Source organism: Streptomyces sp. ADI95-17 (assembly GCF_003846175.1).
Taxonomy (GTDB): Bacteria; Actinomycetota; Actinomycetes; order Streptomycetales; family Streptomycetaceae; genus Streptomyces; species Streptomyces sanglieri.
In genome coordinates this window covers 122,411-124,481 of sequence record NZ_ML123050.1, presented here as the reverse complement: position 1 = coordinate 124,481, position 2,071 = coordinate 122,411, and the positions used below count along the sequence as shown (strand labels likewise).

The 2,071-nt window shown below is 66.1% G+C and carries 3 protein-coding genes; all 3 read left to right on the top strand.

Annotated features, from left to right (window positions below):
* Positions 1-484: 484 nt before the first annotated feature.
* On the top strand, positions 485-919 hold the full coding sequence (locus EES42_RS31300) for a DUF6228 family protein (RefSeq protein ID WP_124721667.1): 435 nt from the start codon (positions 485-487) through the stop codon (positions 917-919).
* A gap of 166 nt (positions 920-1,085) precedes the next feature.
* Entirely contained in the window at positions 1,086-1,625 is a 540-nt protein-coding gene (locus tag EES42_RS31295) for a GNAT family N-acetyltransferase (protein WP_124721666.1), read from the top strand.
* Between the two features lie 133 nt (positions 1,626-1,758).
* The coding region (locus EES42_RS45035; protein WP_241196772.1) for a GmrSD restriction endonuclease domain-containing protein at positions 1,759-2,071 on the top strand (313 nt) is incomplete at its 3' end.

Sequence of the window (2,071 nt, the reverse complement as noted above, 5' to 3'; positions counted from 1 at the left end):
ACCTGACGACCGCCACCCACTGCCGCGCCGAGACGACCACCCGCTTCGCCATCTGGGACCGGATCACCGGTGTCGCCGGCCTGCCTGCCGCGGCCTGAGCACGGAGCCGGAACCCGCCCCCTCCACACCCGACACACCATCAGGCACTCACTCCCGCAACAACGTGACAGCGCCCGGGGGAGTGTGCGCGCCGTAGAGCCAGTCCGCCTACACCCGTTCTACGGGCGGGTACAGCCCCGGGTCGTCCCCGGTCAGCGCGGCGGCGACCGGCCGGGACCCCGGCCGCCATCGTCTCCGCCTCACCCACCCGGAAATGGAACGACAGCGGTGCGGCTATCTTCCACGGCCCATCGGGGACGAGGTTCCGTGCACGATCTACAGCCATAGCGGACGATCATGTCCCAGGTGGCGCCTGCGGCCTGGGCCCGGGGCAGTGCTGGGATAGGAGTTGGTCGTCGAGTCCTACGGCTCCTAATCTGCTCGAATGATCGACGATGGCCCCGCGGTACGCGTGGGAGACCCCGGACCGCGACCGGTCCACCTGCTCTTCTTTGAGCCGACAAGACCGTTCGGGGACGACCCCATGCTCGACTTCCTCGTGAAAGCCCGCGGGCAATGGGTGAGCATCGAAACCCTGGTGCGGACGTGGGACGGCGACGGCCTCGACACCTTCCTCTCGTCGCTGGCCGAAGACTTCCGGGGGTGGAAAGGAGCGCGTGCCTGGCGCTCTCTGGAACACGACCTGACAATCTCGGCGGAACACCGCCCAGGCGGCTACGTCCACCTGACGTGGGGCATCCACGACCGGCCTCCGTCCGAGGAGTGGCACTTCGAGACCACCACCGTGCACGCGGCCGGCGAGGAGATGCGAAACCTCGCCGCCAAGATCCACACGTTTCTCACGAGCACGGTCGAGTAGCTGAAGCACCACCACGTGAGACAGCCTCCAAGTCGGATCCGACACTGAGCTGAGATTCGCCGGTCGCCGCCCTACCTTGTTCGGGGGAATGCATTGCTGATGCGGTCAAGAAGCACCGGAAGTGACGGAGCCGTCCGTTGTCAGTGGTTGCTGGGACCATCCCTGCATGCATTCCGACTCGCTCCGCTTCGCCCAGGCGACCACCGCGCATGACATCGACCAGGGTCGGCGCCAGTCCCTCATCAACTGCTGGATCGATGTGTCCAACGCCGGCGGCGCTGTCGGCTTCCCGTTCCCTCCCATCGACGAGCGGGATGCCGCCCCGGCCCTTGAGACCATCCTCGAAAGCCTCGCCGCCCGAACCAGCCGCCTCTTGATGGCCCTGGACGATGACGAGCTGGTGGGCTGGCTCAACATTCGTCGCGATACCTACGGCCTCATTGCCCACTGGGGAACGCTGCATCACGTTCAAACCCACACCAGCAGACGCGGGCAGGGGATTGGCAGCGCCATGGTGAAGGAAGCGCATCGCATCGCGCGTGAGGATATGGCCCTTGAGCAACTGCACCTGGCTGCACGTGCTGGAGAAGGGCTGGAGACCTTCTACGAAAGCCTCGGCTGGAAGGAGATCGGACGCTGGCCAGGAGCCCTCCGCTTCGGGTCCGGCGACGATCGCGACGAAGTCCTCATGCTCGTCGATCTCTGATCTGAGGAAATGACACGTCCGTGAGACTGCAGCTGAACGACACGACCTGAGACAGGCCAGAAACCCGCTGGTCAGAGCTGTGCTCTATGACACGGGCTGCGAGTTCCTACACGACGCGGTCAAGGCCCGCGAGCTGCTCGCTGACTTGGTGGTGGCCGACGAGGACGGCGTCCCCGGCTACAGCAGGTCGAAGTTCCCGCACTGGATCACCCAGTACGGAACCTGTGACATCTGCGAGGTCACGCCTCGGCGCGACGGCCGGGACGTGGTCCAGGACGACCAGTGCCGGGCCGTGTCCGGCACCTGGTACTCCGAGTACAACGGCAAGACGATCACGTCCGCCTCCGGCATCGACATCGACCACGTCGTCCCCCTCAAGGAAGCCTGGCGTTCTGGGGCATCGCAGTGGACGACCCCCGAGCGGCGCGCCTTCGCCAACGACCTGG

Coding starts and splice junctions, on each gene's coding strand:
- EES42_RS31300 (WP_124721667.1), top strand. CDS start 485: ATGATCGACGATGGCCCCGCGGTACGCGTGGGAGACCCCGGACCGCGA.
- EES42_RS31295 (WP_124721666.1), top strand. CDS start 1,086: ATGCATTCCGACTCGCTCCGCTTCGCCCAGGCGACCACCGCGCATGAC.